At 68.1% G+C, this 18,725-nt stretch carries 17 protein-coding genes and 1 riboswitch; of the genes, 10 read left to right on the top strand and 7 right to left on the bottom strand.

Annotated features, from left to right (window positions below; all coding sequences use genetic code 11):
* The 4 genes from cobU to J8I29_RS00445 form a co-directional block, all read right to left on the bottom strand.
* Positions 1-507, bottom strand: coding sequence for a bifunctional adenosylcobinamide kinase/adenosylcobinamide-phosphate guanylyltransferase (gene cobU / locus J8I29_RS00430; protein WP_105864321.1), 507 nt, complete (start codon positions 505-507; stop codon positions 1-3).
* Positions 508-729: 222 nt separating this feature from the next.
* Entirely contained in the window at positions 730-2,919 is a 2,190-nt protein-coding gene (locus tag J8I29_RS00435; RefSeq protein WP_209430245.1) for a xanthine dehydrogenase family protein molybdopterin-binding subunit, read from the bottom strand.
* A 4-nt stretch (positions 2,920-2,923) separates the two neighbouring features.
* Positions 2,924-3,379 carry a (2Fe-2S)-binding protein gene (locus tag J8I29_RS00440; protein WP_105864323.1) on the bottom strand — a complete coding sequence of 152 codons (456 nt, stop codon included), beginning with the start codon at positions 3,377-3,379 and terminating at the stop codon, positions 2,924-2,926.
* A 393-nt stretch (positions 3,380-3,772) separates the two neighbouring features.
* Complete coding sequence (locus tag J8I29_RS00445) at positions 3,773-4,138, bottom strand: hypothetical protein (protein WP_105864324.1); 366 nt, start codon at positions 4,136-4,138, stop codon at positions 3,773-3,775.
* A gap of 95 nt (positions 4,139-4,233) precedes the next feature.
* A riboswitch (cobalamin riboswitch) is annotated at positions 4,234-4,450 on the top strand.
* Positions 4,451-4,557: 107 nt separating this feature from the next.
* Here J8I29_RS00445 and J8I29_RS00450 point away from each other — a divergent pair.
* From J8I29_RS00450 to cobJ, 7 genes are all read left to right on the top strand, one after another.
* A complete protein-coding gene (locus J8I29_RS00450; protein WP_209430246.1) occupies positions 4,558-4,938 on the top strand; it encodes a DUF1636 domain-containing protein in 381 nt (126 codons plus the stop codon).
* A complete protein-coding gene (cobW, locus tag J8I29_RS00455) occupies positions 4,935-5,969 on the top strand; it encodes a cobalamin biosynthesis protein CobW (RefSeq protein WP_209430247.1) in 1,035 nt (344 codons plus the stop codon). Before J8I29_RS00450 ends, cobW begins: the two co-directional genes overlap by 4 nt.
* Positions 5,970-6,116: 147 nt before the next feature.
* Positions 6,117-9,758: a cobaltochelatase subunit CobN gene (gene cobN / locus J8I29_RS00460; protein WP_209430248.1), complete on the top strand. Its 3,642-nt coding sequence runs from the start codon at positions 6,117-6,119 to the stop codon at positions 9,756-9,758.
* Entirely contained in the window at positions 9,755-11,074 is a 1,320-nt protein-coding gene (cobG, locus tag J8I29_RS00465) for a precorrin-3B synthase (protein ID WP_209430249.1), read from the top strand. Before cobN ends, cobG begins: the two co-directional genes overlap by 4 nt.
* Positions 11,067-11,696, top strand: coding sequence for a precorrin-8X methylmutase (locus J8I29_RS00470; RefSeq protein WP_105864328.1), 630 nt, complete (start codon positions 11,067-11,069; stop codon positions 11,694-11,696). Before cobG ends, J8I29_RS00470 begins: the two co-directional genes overlap by 8 nt.
* Positions 11,693-12,421: a precorrin-2 C(20)-methyltransferase gene (locus J8I29_RS00475; protein ID WP_209430250.1), complete on the top strand. Its 729-nt coding sequence runs from the start codon at positions 11,693-11,695 to the stop codon at positions 12,419-12,421. Before J8I29_RS00470 ends, J8I29_RS00475 begins: the two co-directional genes overlap by 4 nt.
* A gap of 72 nt (positions 12,422-12,493) precedes the next feature.
* On the top strand, positions 12,494-13,243 hold the full coding sequence (cobJ, locus tag J8I29_RS00480) for a precorrin-3B C(17)-methyltransferase (RefSeq protein WP_209430251.1): 750 nt from the start codon (positions 12,494-12,496) through the stop codon (positions 13,241-13,243).
* Positions 13,244-13,347: 104 nt separating this feature from the next.
* Here the strand turns inward: cobJ and J8I29_RS00485 are convergent, their stop codons facing one another.
* Positions 13,348-14,100, bottom strand: coding sequence for a cobalt-precorrin-6A reductase (locus tag J8I29_RS00485; RefSeq protein ID WP_209430252.1), 753 nt, complete (start codon positions 14,098-14,100; stop codon positions 13,348-13,350).
* Between the two features lie 219 nt (positions 14,101-14,319).
* On the opposite strand from J8I29_RS00485, the gene cbiE reads away from it, so the two are divergent.
* Genes cbiE through cobM form a run of 3 tightly spaced genes read left to right on the top strand, consistent with a single transcriptional unit; the run spans position 14,320 to position 16,707 of the window.
* Entirely contained in the window at positions 14,320-15,558 is a 1,239-nt protein-coding gene (gene cbiE, locus J8I29_RS00490) for a precorrin-6y C5,15-methyltransferase (decarboxylating) subunit CbiE (RefSeq protein WP_209430253.1), read from the top strand.
* The gene (locus tag J8I29_RS00495) at positions 15,555-15,944 is read left to right on the top strand and encodes a cobalamin biosynthesis protein (protein ID WP_105864333.1); all 390 of its coding nucleotides are present in this window, start codon (positions 15,555-15,557) and stop codon (positions 15,942-15,944) included. Before cbiE ends, J8I29_RS00495 begins: the two co-directional genes overlap by 4 nt.
* A gap of 1 nt (position 15,945) precedes the next feature.
* Positions 15,946-16,707, top strand: a complete 762-nt coding sequence (gene cobM / locus J8I29_RS00500) for a precorrin-4 C(11)-methyltransferase (protein WP_209430254.1) — start codon at positions 15,946-15,948, stop codon at positions 16,705-16,707.
* A gap of 10 nt (positions 16,708-16,717) precedes the next feature.
* Here cobM and J8I29_RS00505 read toward each other — a convergent pair whose 3' ends face one another.
* Complete coding sequence (locus tag J8I29_RS00505) at positions 16,718-17,359, bottom strand: aldolase (RefSeq protein WP_209430255.1); 642 nt, start codon at positions 17,357-17,359, stop codon at positions 16,718-16,720.
* 1 nt (position 17,360) lies between these two features.
* Entirely contained in the window at positions 17,361-18,614 is a 1,254-nt protein-coding gene (otnK, locus tag J8I29_RS00510; RefSeq protein ID WP_209430256.1) for a 3-oxo-tetronate kinase, read from the bottom strand.
* Positions 18,615-18,725 lie beyond the last annotated feature (111 nt).

Consider the following 18,725-nt stretch of genomic DNA (forward strand, 5'->3'; position numbering starts at 1 on the left):
TTACTTCACTACCATCGGCAGGCCTGCGACCATGAAGATCACCCGGTCGGCGATGTCAGCGATCCGTTGATTGAGCCGGCCCTGCTCGTCCCGGAAGGCCCGGCCGAGGGCGTTGTCCGGCACGATGGAGAGGCCCACCTCGTTGGTCACCATCACCACCGGGCCGGATACGGCCTCGAGCGCTTCCTGCAGCGCGAGAAAGGCGGATTTGAGGTCATGGCCGCCCAGCATGAGATTGGTGAGCCAGAGCGTCAGGCAGTCGACGAGCACGGGCCCCCGTGTTGCCGCGAGAGCTTCCGGCAAGGCGAGAGGCGCATCGACCGTATGCCAGTTGGCGTCGCGCCGGGCCTGGTGCTCGCCGATGCGCTCACGCATCTCGTCGTCGAAGGCCTGCGCGGTGGCGATATAGGTCCAGGGGGCGGGATGGGCCGATATCAGGCTCTCCGCATGCCGGCTCTTGCCGGAACGCGCACCGCCGAGGACCAGAGTGAGTCGGGCAGAGGACATGGCGCCTTCCTGCCGGGTCTCGGGCAGGAAGGCAAGGGGAGCGCGGACTTACAAAGTTCACGGGCGATAATTCAAGGGTTGAGCGAGACGGTCGTGTTGGAGATGAGGCTCGGCGCGCGAGTCTCCTAGCTCCCGTAAGAACGGAGCGAAGGGGGGCTGGCGTCGCACTTCTCGCTTAAACCGAGCGCCTATGGACTTTTAAAGTCCGCGCTCTGAACAACCTCACACCGGCCCCCATTTGAGGTCGGTGTTCTTGACCGGCAGGCTGCGGATGCGCTTGCCGGTGGCGGCGAAGATCGCGTTGCAGACAGCCGGAGCGATCGGCGGCGTGCCGGGCTCGCCGATGCCGCCCCATTTCTTGCCGCCGCTGAGCACGAGATGGGTCTCGATCGGCGGTGTATCGGCCAGGCGGGCGACCTGATAGTCGTCGAAATTGCCCTGCACCACCGCGCCCTTTTCGATGGTGATCTCGCCGAACAGCGCGGCAGACAGGCCATAGACCACCGCGCTCTCGATCTGCATCTCCACGGTGAGCGGATTGACGACATGGCCGCAATCGACGGCCGCCACCACGCGCTGGACCTTCACCTCGCCCTCGGGGCTGACGGCGAGCTCCACCACTTCGCCGACGATGGTGCCGAAGGATTCGTGGATGGCGATGCCGCGCCCCCGGCCCCTGGGCAGCGGCTTGCCCCAGTCGCTCTTCTCGGCCAGCGTATCGAGTACGGCGAGAAAATCCGGCTTTCCCTCGAGCAGCTTGCGCCTGAAGCGAAAGGGATCCTGGCCGGCGGCCAGCGCCATTTCATCGATGAAGCTCTCCAGGGCGAAGGCATTCTGGGACGAGCCGACCGAGCGCCAGAACATCACCGGCACATGGGTGTTCTTGAGGATGCAGTCGATCTGGGCCGCGCCGGTGCGGTAGGGCATGTTGGCGAGGCCCTCGACGGCTGAGGGTTCGACGCCGTTCTCCACCTTGCCCCAGCCGAGCGAGCGCTGGATGGAGCCGACGGCGGTGCGGACATGGATCGCTGCCGGCAGGCCGTCCTCGCCGAGGGATGCCTGGAAGCGGATGGCAGCCTGGGGGCGATAGCGGTCGTGGCGCATATCCTCCTCGCGCGTCCACACCAGCTTGACCGGCTTGCCCACCGCCTTCGACACCGTCACTGCCTGCACGAGCTCGTCGTTGACGGCGCGCCGGCCGAAGCCGCCGCCGAGAAAACAGTTGTGGATTTCCACCGCGGAGGGCGCGACGCCTGCCGCCTTGGCGGCGAGCTGGAGCGCCATGTCGGGGTTCTGCGTGCCCATCCAGACCTCGACCTTGCCGTCATGGACATGGGCGGTGCAATTGAGCGGCTCCATCGGCGCATGGGCCAGATGCGGCGCCTGATAGAGGGCCTCCACACGCTTGCCGCCGGCAAGGGCGGCGTCGATGTCGCCCTCCTTGCGCGCCGTGACGGCGGGGCCGTCGAGGGCGGCGACATAGTCGGCATCGAAGCGCTTGCTGTCCGTGTCGGCGGCCGAGCCCTCGTCCCATGTCACGGGCAAGGCGAGCGCCGCTTCCTTGGCGCGCCAGAACCGGTCCGCCACCACGGCGAGGCCGCCCTCGATCGGCACCACGGCCAGGATGCCGCGCCGGCCCTTGATGGCGGCCTCGTCATAGGATTTCACGCGGCCGCCAAAGACGGGGCAGGTGACCACGGCGGCATAGACCATATCAGGCAGGCGGATATCGATGCCGAATTTCGCCGCCCCCGTCAGCTTGGGCGGCGTATCCAGGCGCGCCAGCGGCTTGCCGATCAGCGTGAACTGCTCGGGCGTCTTGATCGTCGGCTCCCTGGCCAGTGCGACCTTGGCGGCCTCGCCGGCCAGTTCCCCGAAGCGCAAGCTGCGGTTGCTCGCCTTGTGCAGCACCTTGCCGGCATCGACGCTGCAGCTTTCGGCGGGCACCTGCCAGCGCGCGGCGGCGGCCTGCACCAGCCTTTCGCGGGCATTGGCGCCGGCGGCCTGCAGGAATTCGCGCGAGCGGCGCACGGCGCCGGAGCCGCCGGTGCCCATACGCTTGTAGACGGTGTTCTCGCGCAAATTCCGGCTGGCCGAGGCGTATTCGGGCCTCACCTTTGCCCAGTCGCAGCCGAGTTCCTCGGCAACGATCATCGGCAGGGCCGTGAAGATGCCCTCGCCCATTTCCGATTGCGCCACCCGGATGATCACGGTGTCGTCGGGCTCGATCAGGATCCAGGCATTGATCTCGCCGTCAGTGGCCGTGCCGGCCCAGGGCTGGTCGGCAATGGTCAGAGCCTGCGCGGCATCGGGGATGAAGCCGCCGATCATCAGGCCGCCGGCGGCCGAGAGGCCGATGGCCAGGAAGCTGCGCCGGCTCAGGGCGGTCGAGGAGCGGTCGATCGCGTTCATGGCCTCACCCCTTCATCAGTTCGGCGGCGCGATGGATCGCCGCGCGAATGCGCGGATAGGTGCCGCAGCGGCAGATATTGGTGATGCCATTGTCGATATCGGCGTCGGTCGGGGCGGGCGTGTCCTTCAGGAAGGCGACGGCAGCCATGATCTGGCCCGACTGGCAATAGCCGCATTGCGGCACGTCCTCGGCCAGCCAGGCCTGCTGGACCGGATGCTTGCCATCCGCCGACAGGCCCTCGATCGTGGTGATGGTGGCGCCGTCGACGTCACCGACCTGAGTCTGGCAGGAACGGATGGCGGCACCATTCACGTGGACGGTGCAGGCGCCGCATTGGGCGATGCCGCAGCCGAACTTGGTGCCGGTGAGGCCGAGTTCATCGCGCAGGACCCAGAGCAGAGGGGTTTCCGGCTCGATGTCGAGCTGGTGGGCGGTCGAATTGACGGTGATGGCAACCATGGGCGAGCCTTCCAGCGGCTGATGCCGGGCAGAAGATCCGGGCCCATCGGCGTCGGCCTTCTGGTGGGCGATTGCGGGAAGGCCAAATTGTGGCGGCAATCATGGCGCCGGGGTGACAGGTAACGCAGACGTGAGAGTTTGTGCAGTCGGGAAGCGATCGAGAAACACCGTCGTCGAGAGTGACCAAAATGAGCGGATCATGAAGATGCGGACGAAGACCACAGTCGTCGCTACAACTGCGCTGACGTTTCCTCCGCCATTGCGAGCGCAGCGAAGCAATCCAGTTTTGGTAAAGCGCGTCGCTCATGGCTCCTGGATTGCTTCGCTGCGCTCGCAATGACGCAAGCCCAATGTCCCTGCCAAATCACGACCATAGTGTCAGCTGGCCGCGGCCTATTGCTTGAACCAGATCTTGCTGTAGCCGAGCGCGTCGCCGGCGATGGCGACCAGGACGCCGATCGAGACGAGAATGAGGCCGATCATGAAGAGGCGCACGATGCGGCGATAGACCGGCACCTCCAGTGATTTGACCGAGAGCATGCCGGCCAGCGCCCAGACCTGGAAGACGATGCCGCCACCGATGAAAGCGACGGCTGCGAGGTCCTCCGGGATCCAGCTTCCCGGCTGGGAGGCCCAGTTGTTGAGGAAGCCGAGCGAGAAGGCGAGCACCACGCCGATGGCCGTCACCGAACCGCCGCGGAAGATGACGTCGATCTTTTGCGGCTCCGGCACTGTCGGCGGCGACTTCTCTTCAAGCATGGCGATCTCATTCGTGCGGCGGCGTTGTCGCCCTTTATGCCGGATTTTGCGCGCGCTTTGGAAGCGGGAACATTGACAAGCCCGCCCGCGCGCGCCTTATGTCAGCCACGATCGGTCTCTCGTTAAGAGAGAAGAGGGAATGCGGTGCGGAAGAAGAGGGGCCGGTCCAGGCTGCCTTGGATGCCAAAGCCGCGGCTGCCCCCGCAACTGTAAGCGGCAAGCGTCCCGCCATGAAGCCACTGGGCAACCGGGAAGGCGGCGGGAGGCGATGAGCCGCGAGCCAGGAGACCTGCCGGTCGCACTGTTGTCACCGGTCCGGGCGGGGCGCCTCGGAGGCCGGTTCCGTCTTCCCGGACGACCGCCGGCTCTGCCGTCGGTCCCGCGCCCTCCATCCGCTCCGGCGGCGATGAACAGGGCCGATGCCACAAACACCTCTCCCAGTCCGGCTGCTCGTTTGCGTGACCTGCAGGCGCGAGGGCGATGATCCCGAGGCGCCGCGCCAGGGTGCCCGGCTGCGCGATGCACTCGCCGGCAGGCTGCCCGAAGGCGTCGAGCTGCAGCCGGTCGAGTGCCTGGGCAATTGCAAGCGTTCCTGCACGGTGGCTTTGTTGGCGCCCGGTACCTGGACCTATGTCTTCGGCGATCTCACCGCCGAGAGCGGCCCCGACATCCTCACCGGGATCGATCTCCTGGCCCATTCCCGCGATGGCCTGATGCCCTGGCGCGGCCGTCCCGACGTCTTCAAGCGCAGCATGATCGCGCGCATCCCACCCTTATCAACCCTCAAGGACGCCGAATGAACGCGCATACGAAAGTTCCCTGCACCATCGTCACCGGCTTTCTCGGAGCCGGCAAGACCACGCTGATCCGCAACCTGCTGGCCACCGCCAATGGCCGCAGGCTGGCGCTGATCGTCAACGAATTCGGCGATGTCGGCGTCGATGGCGACATCCTGAAGTCCTGCGGCATCGAGAGCTGCCCGGAAGATGCGATCGTCGAGCTCGCCAATGGCTGTATCTGCTGCACCGTGGCCGACGATTTCGTGCCGGCGCTGGAGACGCTCCTGGCGCGCCCGAATGCGCCCGAGCACATCGTCATCGAGACCTCAGGCCTGGCTCTGCCCAAGCCGCTGGTCAAGGCCTTCAACTGGCCGGCGATCCGCTCGCGCGTCACCGTGGACGGCGTCATCGCCGTGGTCGACGGCGCGGCGGTTGCGGCCGGCCGCTTCGCCGACGATCCGGAAGAGCTGAAGCGCCAGGCCGAGGGCGATGCTTCCCTCGACCACGACAACCCGCTCGAGGAGGTCTATGAGGACCAACTCCTCTGCGCCGACCTGGTCGTGCTCAACAAGGCCGATCTCCTCTCCGCCGGCGAGGCCGACGGCGTGGAGGAGGACATCGAGAAGACCGTGCCGCGCGCCGTCAAGGTGGTGCGCACCTCCGAGGGCCGCATCGATGCGGCCGTGCTGCTCGGGCTCGGGGCCGCGGCCGAGAACGATCTGGAGGCGCGTCCCTCCCATCACGACCACGAGGCCGAGCACGACCATGACGATTTCGACACCTTCGTCGTCGACCTGCCGGCCATCCGCGACGCCGATGCCTTGGTACGCAAGCTGAAGGCTGCGGCCGAGGAGCATGACATCCTGCGCATCAAGGGCTTCGTCGCTGTCGACGGCAAGCCGATGCGCCTGCTGGTCCAGGGCGTCGGCGCCCGCTTCTCGCAACATTTCGACCGCGCCTGGGCGCCGGAGGAAACCCGTTCGAGCCGCCTCGTCATCATCGGCGAGAAGGGCATCGACCAGGCCGGCATCCGCAAGACGCTGGAGGGGTAAAGCGAAGATGAGATATACCTCGACGCCTGCCTGTTCGTCATGCCCGGGCTTGACCCGGGCATCCGGCTCCGACGCGAGCTGGTTTGCCGGGTCAAGCCCGGCAATGACAAGGTGGCGGGCGTTGTTCTTCGGTCCGGAACCATCCTGATGCATCTGCTGCCGGCCGATACGCGTTCGCTCGATGCCAGCGAGGCCGCCGTCGATCTCGGCCAGGCGCCGGGCGCGATCGTGTTCGCCTCGCTGACCGACAGCGACCTCGCTCTGGCCGCCGCGTCCGGCCTCGACGATCTGCGCCTGGCGCCGCTGCAGAAGCTGCGCCATCCGATGTCGACGGATCTCTACATCGATCAGACCGCCCGCCATGCCAGGGCGATCGTGGTGCGCCTGCTCGGCGGCCTCGATTATTGGCGCTATGGCGCGGAGGAACTGGCGGCGACGGCGCGAACCCATGGCATCGCGCTCGCCTTGATCCCCGGCGACGCCAGGCCGGACGGGCGCCTGTCCCAGCTCTCCACCGTGCCGCAGGAGGCCCTGGACAAGCTCTCGCTCTATTGGCGCGAAGGCGGCCCCCGGAATGCCCGGGCCTCGCTGCTCTACGCCGCCAGGCTGGGCGGCCTCGATCTCGGCGAGCCGGAAGAGCTGGTCGCCGTGCCGAAATATGGAACCTTCCTGGGGCCGCAGGCGTCTTCGCCCGCTCTTTACCCTCCCCTCGATGGGGAGGGTCGAGGCGAAGCCTCGGGGTGGGGTGGGGAGTTGTCGTCCTTGCAGGTCGAGCCGCCACCCCACCCCGGACCTACGGTCCGACCCTCCCCATCGAGGGGAGGGTATGGGCGCGCCGTCATCGTCTTCTACCGCTCCATCCTGCTCTCGGCCGACACCGCCCCGATCGAGGCCCTGGCGCGGGCACTCGGTGCCGAGGGTCTCGCCGTGTCGGCCTTCTATGTCGGTTCGCTCAAGGATGGCGAAACCGCCGAATGGGTGCGCCGGCAGCTTGAGGCGCTCAAGCCGGCGGTGATCCTCAATGCCACTGCCTTCTCGGCCCTGGACGATGACGGCGCCTCGCCGCTCGACGTGGCCGGCTGCCCGGTCCTGCAGGTGATCACCTCCTCCTCGGCCGAAGAGGCCTGGGAGGCGTCGACCCGCGGGCTGTCGGCCAGCGACCTTGCCATGCATGTCGCGCTGCCGGAGCTCGACGGCCGCCTTTCGGCCGGCGTGATCTCCTTCAAGGCCGAACGCGAGGAGGGGGCCTTCACCCGCCTCGCCCATGCCCCGCATGACGGGCGCATCGCCGCCGTGGCCGCCAAGGCCGCTGCCTGGGCAAAGCTGGCTGCCAAGGCCCGGGCGGAGCGCAGGCTCGGCCTGATTCTCTCGAACTATCCAGGCGCCGAGGGCCGTCTCGCCCATGCCGTCGGCCTCGATGCGCCCGCCTCGGCCGTGGCGATCCTGGAGCAGCTGCGGGACGAGGGCTATGCGGTCGGAGACCAGCCGAAAAGCGGTGCCGATCTGCTGGAGCTGTTGGACCAATCTTCGTCGCTCCATCAGGAGATGGAACGGAACCGGCATGCCGCGGGAGAAGATATCGGCTCTTACCCTCCCCTCGATGGGGAGGGTCGACGCGTAGCGTCGGGGTGGGGTGGCCACCTCGACCGCCGTGATTCCCACCCCACCCCGGACCTGCGGTCCGACCCTCCCCATCGAGAGGAGGGTAAAGAGCTTTCTCTCCCGCTCTCCGCTTATTCCAGCTGGCTCGACACCCTGCCCGCCGCCCTCCGCGACAGGCTCGCGGTCCAGTGGGGCGACCCATCGGCCGATCCCCTCTGCAACGACGGTGCCTTCCATTTCGCGGGGCATGTCTGCGGCAACGTCGCGGTGGCGGTGCAGCCCGACCGCGGTTCGGCCCTCGACCGCAAGGGCGACCATCATTCGCCCGATCTGCCGCCCCGCCATGCCTATCTCGCCTTCTATCTGTGGCTGCGCCAGGTTTTCGGCATCGACGCGATGATCCATCTGGGCACGCATGGCACGCTCGAATGGCTGCCCGGCAAGGCCGCCGCCCTCTCCGCCCAATGCTTTCCGGAGCTGGCCGCCGGTGCCGTGCCGGTGCTCTATCCCTTTATCGTCAACAATCCAGGCGAGGCGGCGCAGGCCAAGCGCCGGCTCGGCGCCGTCACCATCGGTCATCTCACCCCGCCCCTGCGGGAAGCCGGCCTTTCCGGCGCCGCCATCGAGGTCGAGCGCCTGATCGACGAATATGCCAGCGCCGACGGCCTTGACCAGCGTCGCATGGCCTATCTCAGGCGCGAGATCATCGAGCGGGCGATGGTTTCAGGTCTCACCGCCGAATGCGGCATCGCGCCGGGCTTGGACGAGGACGAGACGCTGGCGCGCCTCGACGCCTTCCTGTGCGACGTCAAGGAGTTGCAGATTCGCGACGGGCTGCATGTCTTCGGGCGGCGGCCGGAAGAGAGCGCCCACCTCCTCGATGTCCTGGCCGCCTCCTGCGGCGAGGAGGAGCGGCCGGTTTTGGCCGCGCGTCTCGACAGCTGCGGCGACAGCGAGATGGCCAGCCTTCTCGCCGGCCTCGACGGACGCTTCGTGCGGCCCGGCCCTGCCGGGGCACCGACGCGTGGGCGCGCCGACGTGCTGCCGACCGGGCGAAACCTCACCACCCTCGATCCGCGCGCGGTTCCAACACGTGCAGCCTACGCGATTGGATCGCGTGCGGCAGATGCCGTGATCCAGCGTTATCTGCAGGATCACGGCGATTACCCCAAAAATATCGTGCTCGACCTCTGGGGTTCGGCCACCATGCGCACCGGCGGCGACGATCTCGCCCAAGCCTTGGCACTGCTGGGCGTCAGGCCGGTCTGGGACAACGGGTCCAACCGTGTCTCCGGCTTCGAGATCCTGCCACAGGCCCGGCTCGACCGGCCGCGCGTCGATGTGACCCTGCGCATCTCCGGACTGTTCCGAGACGTGTTCGCCCAGCAGATCACGCTGTTCGACGAAGCCGTCAGGGCTGTGGCAGCCCTCAACGAAAGCGCCGAATGGAACCCGCTCGCCGCCGCGGCGAAGGCGAGCGGCGAGCGTCCGTTGCGCATCTTCGGCGCGGCGCCGTCGGCCTATGGCGCAGGCATCACCGATCGCATTGCGCGCGGAGCCTGGGATGTCAGGGCCGATCTCGGCCGCGATTATCTCGCAGCCAGCAGCCATGCCTATGGCGCCGGCATCGAGGGCGATGCCGTGCCGGCCATTTTCGCCGAGCGGGTAGCCTCCGCCGATGCCCATGTCCACGGCCAGGACCACCGCGAGATCGACATTCTCGATGACGTCACCTTCGCCGCCCATCAGGGCGGCTTTGCCGCCGCGCTGGAGGCGCTCGGGGCCAAGGCCGCACTCTATCACGCCGATCTTTCCGACCCGGACAAGCCCCGCCTGCGCAGCCTCGGCGAGGAGGTCGGCCGTCTCGTGCATGGCCGGGCCGCCAGCCGGCGCTGGATCGACGGCATGATGGTCCATGGCTATGCCGGCGCCGCCGAGATGGCCAATGCCATGGATTGCCTGTTCGCCTTTTCGGCGACGGCCGGCATCGTCACCAATGCCGCCTTCGATCGCATGCACGAAGCCTATGTCGAGGACGAGGAGGTCGCGGCCTTCCTCGCTTCAGCCAATCCGGCAGCGGGGCGGGCGATCCGGGCGAGGCTGGCGGAGGCGATCCGTCGGGGCCTGTGGCAGCCGCGCCGCAATTCGGCGAGCCGCCTGCTCGATGAAACGGGGAGAGCGGCGTGAGCGGATCGTCGGGCCAGATCAAGGGCTGGTGCCCAGGGGCACTCAGGCCGATGCGTTCCGGGGACGGGCTGATCGTGCGCGTGCGCCTGACTGGCGGGGATCTCATCCCGGACCGCGCGGCCGCGCTGGCCGAGGCGGCCCGGCGCTTCGGCAACGGCCTTGTCGACCTGACCTCCCGTGCCAATCTGCAGATGCGCGGTGTCAGCGACGACACCCTGCAACCGCTGCTCGACCGGCTTGCCGAGCTCTCCCTGCTCGATGCCAGTGCCGCCGCCGAACAGGTCCGCAACGTGATCGCGAGCCCGCTCGCGGGGCTCGATCCGAGCGCGCCGATCGACATACAGCCTTTGATCCGGGCGCTGGAGCTGAGGCTGATTGGAAACGAGCGTTTCCATTTTCTGCCGGCCAAGTTCGGTTTCCTGCTCGATGGCGGCGGCGTGCTGCCGCTCGACGGCGTCGAGGCCGATATTGCGCTGAGGGCCGAGGTCGATGGGCATTTCCGCCTGGAAGCCGGCGGGGAGACCCTCGGATGGGTGAGGGCGGAGGAGGCCCTGGAGGCTGCACTTGGTGTCGCCGAACGCTTCCTCGCCCTGCGCCAGCCCGACGAGCGCCGCATGCGCGATCTGGTAGGGCGGATTCCTTTACCCTCCCCTCAATGGGGAGGGTCGACGCGTAGCGGCGGGGTGGGGTGGGAAGCGGAGGACGTGGGGGTTCCCACCCCACCCCGGCCTTTGGCCGACCCTCCCCCTCCAGGGGAGGGTAAAGACCAGAGCCGCCTCGCAGGCTCCCACCCCGCCGGCTTCTTCACCGCCGCGGCGCCTTTTGGGCGGCTCGACGCCGGCCAGCTCGAGGGCCTCGCTGCCATCGCGGCGCGGCATGGCGCGACTCTGCGCCTGACGCCCTGGCGCTCCATCCTGCTGGCGCCGCTTGCCGTCGACGTGACGACGCAAGTGTCGTCCCTCGGCCTCGTCGTAGATCCCGGCGACCCGCGTCTTGCCATTGCCGCTTGCCCCGGCAGCCCTTCTTGTCTATCCGGCGAAGCGCCGGCGCAGGCCGACGCCGCAAGGCTGGCGCCGGTGCTGGCCGGCTTCGTCGAAAGGGGAGCGAGCGTGCATGTCTCGGGCTGCGCCAAGGGCTGCGCGCGCCGCGCGCCAGCTTCCATCACGCTGGTGGGGCAGGGGGGACGCTACGGCATCGCCTTCGACGCCGACAGTAAGGCGCCGGCCGAGACGGAGCCGATGTCTTTGGGCGAATTGATGGCGTTTTTAACCAAGCGCCTGACTGAGAACAGTTTCAAGAGCAGTGACCATGTCTGAACGCGACTATATCCGTGACGGTGCCGAGATCTATCGCCGCTCCTTCGCGATGATCCGTGCCGAAAGCGACCTGTCGCGCTTCTCGGCCCTCGAGGCCCCCGTCGTCGTGCGCATCATCCATGCCTGCGGCATGGTCGAGGTCGCCGCCGATGTCGAGATGTCCGCTGACCTGGTGGCGAGCGCGCGCGCCGCGCTCAGGGCCGGCGCGCCCTTGCTGTGCGATTCGAAGATGGTCGCCAATGGCGTGACCCGTGCCCGCCTGCCGGCCGACAATGACGTGATCTGCACGCTGGACGATCCACGCACGCCCGAGCTCGCCCGCGAGATCGGCAACACCCGTACCGCCGCCGCCATGGAGCTCTGGCGCGAGCGCCTCGGCGGCGCCGTGGTCGCCATCGGCAATGCGCCCACCGCGCTCTACCATCTCATGGACATGATCGACAAAGGCGCTCCCAGGCCCGCCGCCATTCTCGGCATTCCCGTCGGCTTCGTCGGCGCCGCCGAATCCAAGGACGAGCTCAAGGCCTGGGGCAAGGTACCCTGGCTGATCGTGCGTGGCCGCAAGGGCGGCAGCGCCATGACTGCGGCGGCCATCAACGCGCTGGCGAGCGAAATCGAATGAGCGCCGGTCGTCTCTATGGCGTCGGCGTCGGCCCCGGCGATCCCGAACTGATGACCCTGAAGGCGGCGCGGCTCATCCGCTCGGCGCCCGTCGTCGCCTATTTCTGCAAGCAGGGGCAGCGCGGCCATGGCCGCACCATCATCGACGGCTTTCTGGCCGAGGATGTCATCGAGGAAAAGCTGGCCTATCCGATGACGACCGAAGTGCCCGCCGCCGATCCCGCCTATCATTCGGCGCTCGGCGGCTTCTATGACGAATCGGCGCGGCGGCTGGCCGGCCACCTCGATGCCGGCCGCGACGTCGTGGTGGTGTCGGAAGGCGATCCCTTCTTCTACGGTTCCTTCATGCCGATCTTCCATCGCTTGGCCTCCTCCTACGAGACCGAGGTGGTCGCCGGCGTCTCGGGCATGGCAGGCTGCTGGACACGGGCCCGCACTCCCATCACCTATGGCGACGACATCCTCACCGTGCTGCCGGCGACGCTGGACGCGGCAGCGCTCAAGCGCCATCTCGAACTCGCCGACGCGGCGGTGATCATGAAACTCGGCCGGCATTTTCCAAAAGTGCGAGCCGTGCTGGAAGAGCTGGGCCTCGCCGCCCGCACCGTCTATGTCGAGCGCGGCACCATGGCCGGCGAGAAGATCATGAGGCTGCCGCCGGCCGATTTCACCGGCGCGCCCTATTTCGCCATGCTGCTGGTGCCCGGCCAAGGACGGCTGCTGTGAGGAGGGCGCGTGACGGATCTCATACCCTCCCCCTCCAGAGGAGGGTGAGGTAATGCGCTTGGGAGAAATCTCATGACCGGCCGCGTCATGATCATCGGCCTCGGGCCGGGGCCGGCGAAATGGGTTACGCCGGAAGCCAGTGCGCTGCTGGCCGAGGCGACCGACATCATCGGCTACGGCCCCTATGTCGACCGCGTGCCGCCGAGCCCGGCAAAACGCCACGCCAGCGACAACCGAGTCGAGGTCGACCGCGCCCGCCATGCCCTCGAACTCGCCTCCGGCGGCGCGCGTGTCGCCGTGGTTTCGGGCGGGGACCCCGGCGTCTTCGCCATGGCGGCGGCGGTTTTCGAGGCAGTCGAGGCGGGCGATCCAGCCTGGCGCGATCTCGATATCACGGTGGTTCCCGGCGTCACCGCCGTCCTGGCCGCGGCCGCGCGGCTCGGCGCACCGCTCGGGCATGATTTCTGCGTGATCTCGCTGTCCGACAATCTCAAGCCTTGGTCCATCATCGAGAAGCGGCTGGTCGCGGCGGTCGAGGGCGATTTCGTGCTCGCCTTCTACAACCCGGCTTCCAAGGCCCGGCCGGACCAGATCGGCAGGGCCTTCGACGTGCTGCGCCGCCATGCGGGCGAGCGCATCGTGGTGCTTGCCAAGGCCGTGGGTCGGCCGGACGAGGAGATCATCGTGACGAGCCTGTCGGCGGTGAAACCCGAAGAGGTCGACATGCGCACGCTGGTGCTGATCGGCTCCTCCCAGACCCGGTCGATCGAGCGCAGCAAGGCCGAGCCCTGGATCTATTCACCCCGCCGGTGGGACACGTGAGACACGGGACGGCAATTTGGAGGGTCGATCTTCAGATCGACCGTCTTGGAAGTGCCGTGTTCGAGGGAGAGCGAAGCGGGTCGATCTGGAGATCGACCTTCCTTTTATCCCTGCCTCTCGATCCAAGCCAAGGCCTCCGGCGCCGTCGCCACTGTCTCCACCTCGGCGTTCTCCGGCCGGCGCAGCAGGATGACCGGCAGGCCGAGACGGCGTGCGGCGGCGATCTTGCCATAAGTGGCGCTGCCGCCGGAATTCTTGGTGACCAGGATGTCGATGGCCTCTTCGCGCATGAGACGGATTTCGTCTGCCTCCGCGAAGGGACCGCGGGCAAGGATCAGCTTGGCCCGCGGCGGCAGCTCCTCCGGCGGGTCGACCGAGCGGACCAGGTAGAAATGCTGGGGCGCGGCCAGGAAGGCGGGCAGTTCGAGACGGCCGGTGGTCAGGAAGACGCGACGCGGCGTGGTGCCGAGCCTTTGCATCGCGGCCTCGGCGTCCGGCACCTCGCTCCAGCGATCGCCGCTCTCGGCCTGCCAGGCCGGACGCCGCAGGGCCAGCAGCGGCACGCCCATGCGCCGGGCGGCCACCACGGCATTGGCCGACATCCGTTCGGCGAAGGGATGGGTGGCATCGACGAGTGCGGTGACCGCATGCTCGTCGAGGAAAGCGCAAAGACCCTCGACGCCGCCGAAGCCGCCGATGCGATGGGCGATCGGAGGCGGGGTGGGATTGATCGTCCGCCCGGCAAGGGACACCATGGCCCGAATGTCGGGGCGCGCGGCCAGCAGCTTCGCCAGGGCCGAAGCCTCGGTGGTGCCGCCGAGCAGCAGGACGAGGGGGCGCGAATGGGTACGGGTCACTTAAGCGTCATTCAAGTTGGTTCGACCTTTGTCATTGCCGGGCTTGACCTCATAAGACCTTGTTTGTCGGAGATGAGTGCCGATCTTCAGATCGACATCTTTTTTCGGTGTTTTCAAGAATGTCGATCTGAAGATCGGCACTCCGAGCTACGGCCGCTTCACCCGGCTATGGGTGAACTGCATTAGGATGGGAATGCATTGTCGTCTCTTGAGGGTCGGATGAGCCCTATCAACCACTCGGATCGCTGGCTGTCCATCGTCGGCATCGGCGAAGACGGCATGGCCGGCCTGTCGCCGCTGGCCGCCGCCGTGGTCGGCAGGGCCGAACTGCTGGTCGGGGGCGCCAGGCACCTGGCCATGGTGCCGGAAGGAGCGGCCGAAAGGCTCGTCTGGCCGAGTCCGCTGACCGAGGCCATCGACCCGATCAAGGCGGCACGCGGGCGCCGCGTCGTGGTGCTGGCGTCCGGGGATCCGTTTCTGTGGGGTGTCGGCGCCACGCTGGCGCGCTTCATTCCGCCCGCGGAGATGGCCTGCCATCCCGCGCCGTCATCCTTCTCCCTGGCGGCCGCGCGGCTCGGCTGGGCGCAGCAGGATTGCGCCCTGATCTCGCTGCATGGCAGGCCGTTCGAGACGCTGGTGGCGCATATCCAGCCCGATGCCCGCATCCTTGCCCTGACCTGGGACGGCCGCACGGCCGCCAAGGCGGCCGCCCGCCTCACCGAGCTTGGTTTCGGCCCGTCCCGCCTGACCGTGCTGGAGCGCCTGGGCGGAAGCGGCGAGCGGATCCGCTCCGCCCGGGCCGATGCCTTCGATCTCGATGGCATCGATCCGCTCAACGTCCTGGCCATCGAGGTGGTCGCCGGCCACGGTGCCCGGCCGCTGCCGCTCGCCGGCGGCCTGCCCGACGAATTCTTCGAGCATGACGGCCAGCTCACCAAACGGGAGATCCGTGCCGTTACCTTGTCGGCCCTGGCCCCGCTCAGGGGGCAATTGCTCTGGGATATCGGCCTCGGGGCGGGGTCGGTCGCCATCGAATGGCTGCTGCGCCATCCGTCCAATCGTGCCATCGGCATCGAGGAGAATGCCGACAGGGCGACGCGTGCGCTGGTCAACGCCGTCAATCTCGGCGTACCGCATCTGCGCCTGGTCTCAGGTGCGGCGCCGGCCGCCCTGGCGGGGCTCGAGCCCCCCGACGCCGTCTTCATCGGCGGCGGCACGGGCGACGATGGCGTGTTCGAGGCGGCCTGGACGGCCCTGCGCCCCGGCGGGCGCCTCGTCGCCAATGCCGTCACGCTGGAGAGCGAGCAGGCGCTCGCCCGGCGTTTTGCCCAGTATGGCGGCGATCTGATCCGCCTCAGCGTGGAGCGGCTGGTGCCCGTCGGCAGCATGCATGGCTGGCGCCCGGCGATGCCGGTGACGCAATGGAGCGTGGTCAAGCCAGGAAATCCTGGACCATGAAGCCGTTCGTTGCCGCCGGCCTCGGCTGCCGCAAGGGCTGCAGGGCCGAGGAAATCGCAGCGCTCGTCCGGCTGGCCCTGCAGGAGGCAGGCTTCGAGCTCGCCGCCCTTTCGGGGCTGTTCGCGCCGGCCTTCAAGCAGGGCGAGGCGGGGCTGGCTGAGGCGGCTACCAGCCTCGGCGTGCCGCTGGTGCTGATCCCCCAAGCCGCGCTGGAAGCAGCCGAGCCGCGGGTGCTGACCCGCTCGGAGCGCGTGGTCGCGCTGACCGGCCTCGGCAGCGTGGCCGAGACGGCGGCACTCGCCGGCGCCGGCCCGCAATCCATCCTCAAGCGGGCGCGCATCGCCAGTGCGAACGCCACCTGCGCCATTGCCGTCAACGAGGCCTGACATGACCGTTCACTTCATCGGCGCCGGTCCCGGTGCGCCCGACCTCATCACCGTCAGGGGCCGCGATCTCGTGGCCCGCTGTCCGGTCTGCCTCTATGCCGGCTCGCTGGTGCCGCCTGAGATCATCGCGCTGGCGCCCGCGGATGCGCGCGTGGTCGATACCGCGCCGCTGACGCTGGACCTGATCATGGCGGAGATCGAACGGGCGCATGAAAAGGGCCTCGATGTCGCCAGACTGCATTCGGGGGATCTGTCGATCTGGAGCGCGCTGGGCGAGCAGACGCGCCGCCTGCGCGCCCTCGGCATTCCCTACACCATCACCCCGGGCGTGCCTTCCTTTGCTGCGGCGGCTGCCGTACTCGGCAAGGAACTGACCTTGCCGGAAGTGGCGCAATCCGTGGTGCTGACGCGCACCTCGGGCCGGGCCTCGGCCATGCCGAAAAGCGAGACGCTGGAGGCTTTCTCGCAGACAGGCGCGACGCTGGCGGTGCATCTTTCCATCCATGCGCTGGCCCGCGTGGTGGCCGAAACCATGCCGCATTACGGCAGCGCCTGCCCGGTTGCGGTGGTCTTCCGGGCAAGCTGGCCCGATGAGCGCGCCGTCACCGGCACGCTCCGCGATATCGAGGAGAAGATTGCGGCCGAGCCGATGGAGCGCACCGCCTTGATCCTGATCGGGCCTACGCTGGCCACCGAGGATTTTCGCGAGAGCGCGCTCTACGACACCGACTACAAGCGGCGCTATCGCGGCTTCGAGGGGTGACGAGCCACCCTCAAGCCTTGCCGAACTGGCTTTCCAGGGCACCGACCTGCGCCGGCGTCAGGGTGCGCACCGCCATGCCGCGGGTGACGATGAAGAGGCGGGCGCTTTCCTCCAGCTCCTCCGCCGCATGGACGGCGGCCTCCAGCGTGGTATCGGCGATGACAGGGCCATGATTGGCCAGCAGGATCGCCTTGTGGCGGGGCGCCGCTGCGGCGATGTGGCGCTCCACGGCCGCATCGCCGGGCGCGGTATAGGGTACGACGGCAAGGTGCCCGATGCGCATGACGAAATAGGGTGTGAGCGGCGGCAGGGCATCGGCAGGATCGACATCGTCGAGGCAGGAAACGGCCGTCGCATGGGTCGAATGCAGATGGACAACCGCCCCGGCCTGCGGCCTAGCTGCGAGCATGGCGCGATGGAGGGGGATTTCCTTGGTGGGCTTGTCGCCATCCCGATGCCGCCATTCCGCATCGAGGCGCGATAGCCTGGCCGGGTCGAGCCGTCCAAGGCAGGAATTGGTCGGGGTCACCAGATAGCCGTCGGGCAGGCGCACGCTGATATTGCCGCTCGAGCCCACGGTGAAGCCGCGATCGAACAGGGATTTCGCCAGGAGGCAGAGCTGTTCGCGCAGGCGATCTTCTTCTTGCGGCATCTCACGCCTTTCCGGCCAGCAGGGTCACGGCCTTGGCAAAGAAGTCCGGGGCGCCGAAATTGCCGGATTTGAGTGCGATCGCAACCGGCTTCGTCCCCCGCAGCTGCAAGGCAGGCACGCCTGGATCGATTTCCGGTCCGATGGCGAGGACGGCATTGCCGAGCGTGCCGGCGACGGCACCCGATGTCTCGCCGCCTGCGGCGATGATCCTGGTAAAGCCGCGCTCGATGGCTATGCGGGCGAGTTCGGCGAACAGGCCTTCGATGCGCTCGGCCAGGACCTGGCGGCCGTGGCGGGCCTGGGCCGCTGCAACCGCTTCCGGATCGGCCGAGGAATAGAGCATCGGCGCGGCGTTCCTGTGAGTCTCGATGAAATCGATAAGGGCATCGAGCTTGAGGCTGCCATTCATCACGGCATCGGCATCGATGGCCCTGTGCGGATGGTCCTGGGCATAGATGTCGACCTGCCGGCGGGTCGCCTGCGAGCAGCTGCCGGAGAGGATGACGGCCGGGCCCTCGGCGCCGGCGAAAGCCGGCGTGGCCCGGTCCGGCGCGATGCCGTAATTGGCCGGCAGGCCCATGGCGATGCCCGAGGCGCCGGTGATGAAGGCGTGGTCGCGAAGGCTGGCGCCCAGCGCGATGAGATCGTCATTGCTGGTGGCATCCGCCACGACCAGGCGCTCGCCGCGGCCTGCGGCTTCCGCAAGCGCGCTCCGGATCGACGAGGTTCCGTCCCGCACCACGGCATGCGGCAGATGGCCGACCTTCAGCGGCGTCTGGCGCTGCAGCCAGCGGCGGATATCGGGATCGGTCATCGGGGTGAGGGGATGGCGCTCCATGCCCGATTCCGACAGGAGGCGATCATGGACGAAGAGATGGCCCTGGTAGAGCGTGCGGCCCGTGCCGGGAAAAGCGGGACAGACCAGCGCCAGGGGGGCGTCGAGCACAGCGAGAACCGCTTCGGCAACAGGACCGATATTGCCCGAAGGCGTGGAGTCGAAGGTCGAGCAATATTTGAACAGGATCTGGCGGGCACCGTTCGCCTTCAGCCAGGCGGTCGCACCCAGGGAAAGCCGCACCGCCTCGGCCGGGTCGATGGAGCGGGACTTCAGCGCGACCACCACCGCTTCGTCATCGTCGGGGGCAGGGCCGGCGGGAACGCCCAGGGTGAGCGAAGTCCGCATGCCGGCGCGCGCCAGCGTGTTGGCGAGGTCGCTCGCACCGGTGAAATCGTCTCCGAAGGCCCCCAACAGCATGGCGTTTCCTGCTTCCGTCGCGCTCTGGTGGCGCCCATCTTGTCGGACAATAGAAAGAGGGGGCGTGGCTGGCAAGGCAGGGCGCGACTCCCGGGCGCCCGATGACCCGTC

The organism is Labrys sp. LIt4 (assembly GCF_017813775.1).
GTDB lineage: Bacteria > Pseudomonadota > Alphaproteobacteria > Rhizobiales > Labraceae > Labrys > Labrys okinawensis_A.

Excerpts from the sequence above, each read along its gene's own strand:
- J8I29_RS00440 (WP_105864323.1), bottom strand. The coding sequence starts at position 3,379 with ATGGTTGCCATCACCGTCAATTCGACCGCCCACCAGCTCGACATCGAG.
- J8I29_RS00445 (WP_105864324.1), bottom strand. The coding sequence starts at position 4,138 with ATGCTTGAAGAGAAGTCGCCGCCGACAGTGCCGGAGCCGCAAAAGATC.
- cobU (WP_105864321.1), bottom strand. The coding sequence starts at position 507 with ATGTCCTCTGCCCGACTCACTCTGGTCCTCGGCGGTGCGCGTTCCGGC.
- J8I29_RS00435 (WP_209430245.1), bottom strand. The coding sequence starts at position 2,919 with ATGAACGCGATCGACCGCTCCTCGACCGCCCTGAGCCGGCGCAGCTTC.
- J8I29_RS00470 (WP_105864328.1), top strand. The coding sequence starts at position 11,067 with ATGTCTGAACGCGACTATATCCGTGACGGTGCCGAGATCTATCGCCGC.
- J8I29_RS00495 (WP_105864333.1), top strand. The coding sequence starts at position 15,555 with ATGAAGCCGTTCGTTGCCGCCGGCCTCGGCTGCCGCAAGGGCTGCAGG.
- cobM (WP_209430254.1), top strand. The coding sequence starts at position 15,946 with ATGACCGTTCACTTCATCGGCGCCGGTCCCGGTGCGCCCGACCTCATC.
- cobN (WP_209430248.1), top strand. The coding sequence starts at position 6,117 with ATGCATCTGCTGCCGGCCGATACGCGTTCGCTCGATGCCAGCGAGGCC.
- cobW (WP_209430247.1), top strand. The coding sequence starts at position 4,935 with ATGAACGCGCATACGAAAGTTCCCTGCACCATCGTCACCGGCTTTCTC.
- cbiE (WP_209430253.1), top strand. The coding sequence starts at position 14,320 with ATGAGCCCTATCAACCACTCGGATCGCTGGCTGTCCATCGTCGGCATC.
- otnK (WP_209430256.1), bottom strand. The coding sequence starts at position 18,614 with ATGCTGTTGGGGGCCTTCGGAGACGATTTCACCGGTGCGAGCGACCTC.
- cobJ (WP_209430251.1), top strand. The coding sequence starts at position 12,494 with ATGACCGGCCGCGTCATGATCATCGGCCTCGGGCCGGGGCCGGCGAAA.
- J8I29_RS00475 (WP_209430250.1), top strand. The coding sequence starts at position 11,693 with ATGAGCGCCGGTCGTCTCTATGGCGTCGGCGTCGGCCCCGGCGATCCC.
- J8I29_RS00505 (WP_209430255.1), bottom strand. The coding sequence starts at position 17,359 with ATGCCGCAAGAAGAAGATCGCCTGCGCGAACAGCTCTGCCTCCTGGCG.
- J8I29_RS00450 (WP_209430246.1), top strand. The coding sequence starts at position 4,558 with ATGCCACAAACACCTCTCCCAGTCCGGCTGCTCGTTTGCGTGACCTGC.